Raw genomic sequence first — 2,499 nt, 5'->3', positions numbered from 1 at the left:
AGACCGAAACACCTTGGCTATAGGAGCCTGCGAGCTCGAGTTTCCTCTGCCAGCACCAGGCTTATGGCCGGATTGCTGCGCAACAATCCCGCTACATAGAGGGTATAGACCTTCCCCGCCTCCAGCTGCAGGTCAAACCGCTGCAGGGGAATGCTCCGGCTGGGAGCCGACTGCACACCTGGCGCGGAGGCTGAAGGGGCTATGGCCACTTGAATTTGGGTAAAGCCGGGGCGCATAGCTTGAAAGGTGGATACTTGTCCAAACGCCAACTGGGGCAGCAGTACCCGCCCTTGCTCCCCTTGCCATTGCAGGGCCGGCGCATCAGGGGCAGCGTGGACAAACCGCACCAGGGCTTGATCAAAGGGCGGATGGATGTTGTCTTCCAGCACCAGGGCCGTCATGCGATTCGGCTCGTTGGCAGCAACCACCGAGAATACTCCCCCGCCCCTGAGATTGGCTACGGTTCTGGCCGCAACCAAAGAACTCGCAGGCTGGCCAGGGTTCTCAGGCGTTGAAAACAAAACAATGTCGTACTCGCCCGCCGGTATGCGCACGTACTCGCTCACCGAGCCATAGGCTATGCCCCGAGCAGCTCTCACCCCTCCCACTTCCAAGTCGATCCGAGGGGCATTGGGGGCCACATGCACCAAGCGCACTTGGACTTCAGAAACTCCCGCAGATGCCGAAGGCATCGGGATGGCACAGCCGGACAAAAGCCCCGACATCAACGATCCACCCACCACGCAGAGTACTGCGCTCACCCACTGTCGCACCATGTTCACGCTCACTCCTACTCCTCACACCCAACGCTCACCGGGGATCGAGCTGCTGTGTTCCGCCAAGCCAAGGGGCGCTCTCGCTCCCCAAAAGTTCGTATTGGCACGCCAAGGAACCTGCTCTTGTCTTACTCCACTTTTGCGCCCAATGCCATAGAGCTATGGAACGGGTTGGGATCTAGTTCCTTCTTTTAACTAAACCAAAGGCAAATCACCGGACTCGGCCCCACCTGCAGGATCTGGGTTGGGGGCAGGGATCCCTGGCTGGGGAGACCGACGGCTAAACAAGCGGAAATAAGTGCTCACAGCCAGCTCTTTGAGCGGGAAAAGCAAGTAGGTCAGGGGGTTGATGGTGACGATGATGTTGCGGCAGTCTCGTTTGGCCTGGGCCAAGATCTGAGCGGCCACCCAATCTCCCGACATAACCCCAATGGGATTGAGCTGGCTCTTGAAGGGGCCGAGGATGAGCTTGCGCACCACACAGGGGGCATCCAGACGGCGCAGGGTAACCAGGTCTCCCAAAGCCCGCTTCGAGAGTTCATAGAGGGGACTGAAAGCAGGGCTAGCCTCAGCCTCTGAGGTGTTCACCCACACCTCTTTGGTGGCCATCTCAGGGTTGCCGCGCACCGTCTGGAAGAACAGCTCCATTAGGCGCCAACTGGAGAAAGTGTTGACGGCATAGGACTGGCGGACAGACTCGGGATCCCGTTGCCTGTGGACGTTCAGGCCGTGGTTGAGCACCAAGATATCCACCCGCTCCAGCAGCTCAGCCAGGGATCCCTCTTGCCCCACCTGCCAGCGAACGGTCTCCACCGGCTGGATCTGGCCGTCCACTTCGATGTGAACCGAATCCGAATGGGAGCTGAGGGCGATGACTTTGGCCCCCTGCTGGTGAAAATGCTTGAGCAAGGCCCGGCCCAGGGTGCCGGAGGCGCCGGTGACGGCTACTCGCTTGCCTTTCAAGGAGAGACTGGTGCCCATGAGCCGATCTACGAGAGTCAGGGTGCCGCAAAAATAGGCGTTGGTATCGTCGAAGTGGTGCCGCCAGTGGTAGGCGCGGTTGACATGCCATTGGCTGGGAGGAACGGGGAAAGGCCCCGGCTGGTGGGTGATATCCGTCTGCAGGGCCAGCCCCCAACCCCGCAGCATACCAGCCACCCAGAAACTGGCCGAGTAGACCACCCCCACCGCTGCCGCCAGGCCGTACAGCAGGGATCCCTGGCCCAATACCACCACCCAAGGGATCCCGGCCAGGATCATCGTCGCCGCTTCGGGAACGTCGTGGTGCCACTGGGATTCTCGGTACAGCTGTGCATCCACCACGCTAAGGTCGGGGCGGAACAGGCGGTGGTGCAGGATGTGTTTGGGCATCAGCCAGGGCCACCGGTGGGCCAGCCAATGGCGCACATCCCGCACGATCTCAGCCCAAAGGATGGAGGCTAGGGCGACAGCCCCCACCCCTATCCAATGACTTACGCTGCTGACATCCATAGACTCGCTTGCGGTGGCCAAACTGCTCTTGGGCTTGTCGTCGCCTCTTCTGTAGGCTTAGTTAGCAACCCTCAAAAATCATCGCAAAGATTCTTCAAAAGATCATCTGCGAGCCTGTCTTCCCTCACCCCCGGCCCCTCTCCCTCAGGGAGAGGGGAGGTAGAAATCAAGGGGCTACGGGCTGAAGCTCTCGGATCTCGACCGGATCTCCAACGGCCAAACCCAAAGCAGC

At 60.3% G+C, this 2,499-nt stretch carries 2 protein-coding genes; both read right to left on the bottom strand.

Features of this window, described 5'->3' with window-relative positions; translation table 11 throughout:
• Positions 1-17: 17 nt before the first annotated feature.
• Positions 18-788 carry a DUF4397 domain-containing protein gene (locus NW829_RS12030; protein WP_414417173.1) on the bottom strand — a complete coding sequence of 257 codons (771 nt, stop codon included), beginning with the start codon at positions 786-788 and terminating at the stop codon, positions 18-20.
• Between the two features lie 183 nt (positions 789-971).
• On the bottom strand, positions 972-2,267 hold the full coding sequence (locus NW829_RS12025) for a bifunctional sterol desaturase/short chain dehydrogenase (RefSeq protein WP_414417174.1): 1,296 nt from the start codon (positions 2,265-2,267) through the stop codon (positions 972-974).
• Between the last annotated feature and the right edge of the window lie 232 nt (positions 2,268-2,499).

Origin of the sequence: Synechococcus sp. R55.8, from assembly GCF_047461895.1 — a bacterium.
In the GTDB taxonomy this organism is placed as follows: domain Bacteria; phylum Cyanobacteriota; class Cyanobacteriia; order Thermostichales; family Thermostichaceae; genus Thermostichus.
The sequence above is the reverse complement of the archived record's forward strand: the minus strand, read 5'-3'. Positions and strand labels throughout refer to the sequence as shown.

Coding starts and splice junctions, on each gene's coding strand:
- NW829_RS12025 (WP_414417174.1), bottom strand. CDS start 2,267: ATGGATGTCAGCAGCGTAAGTCATTGGATAGGGGTGGGGGCTGTCGCC.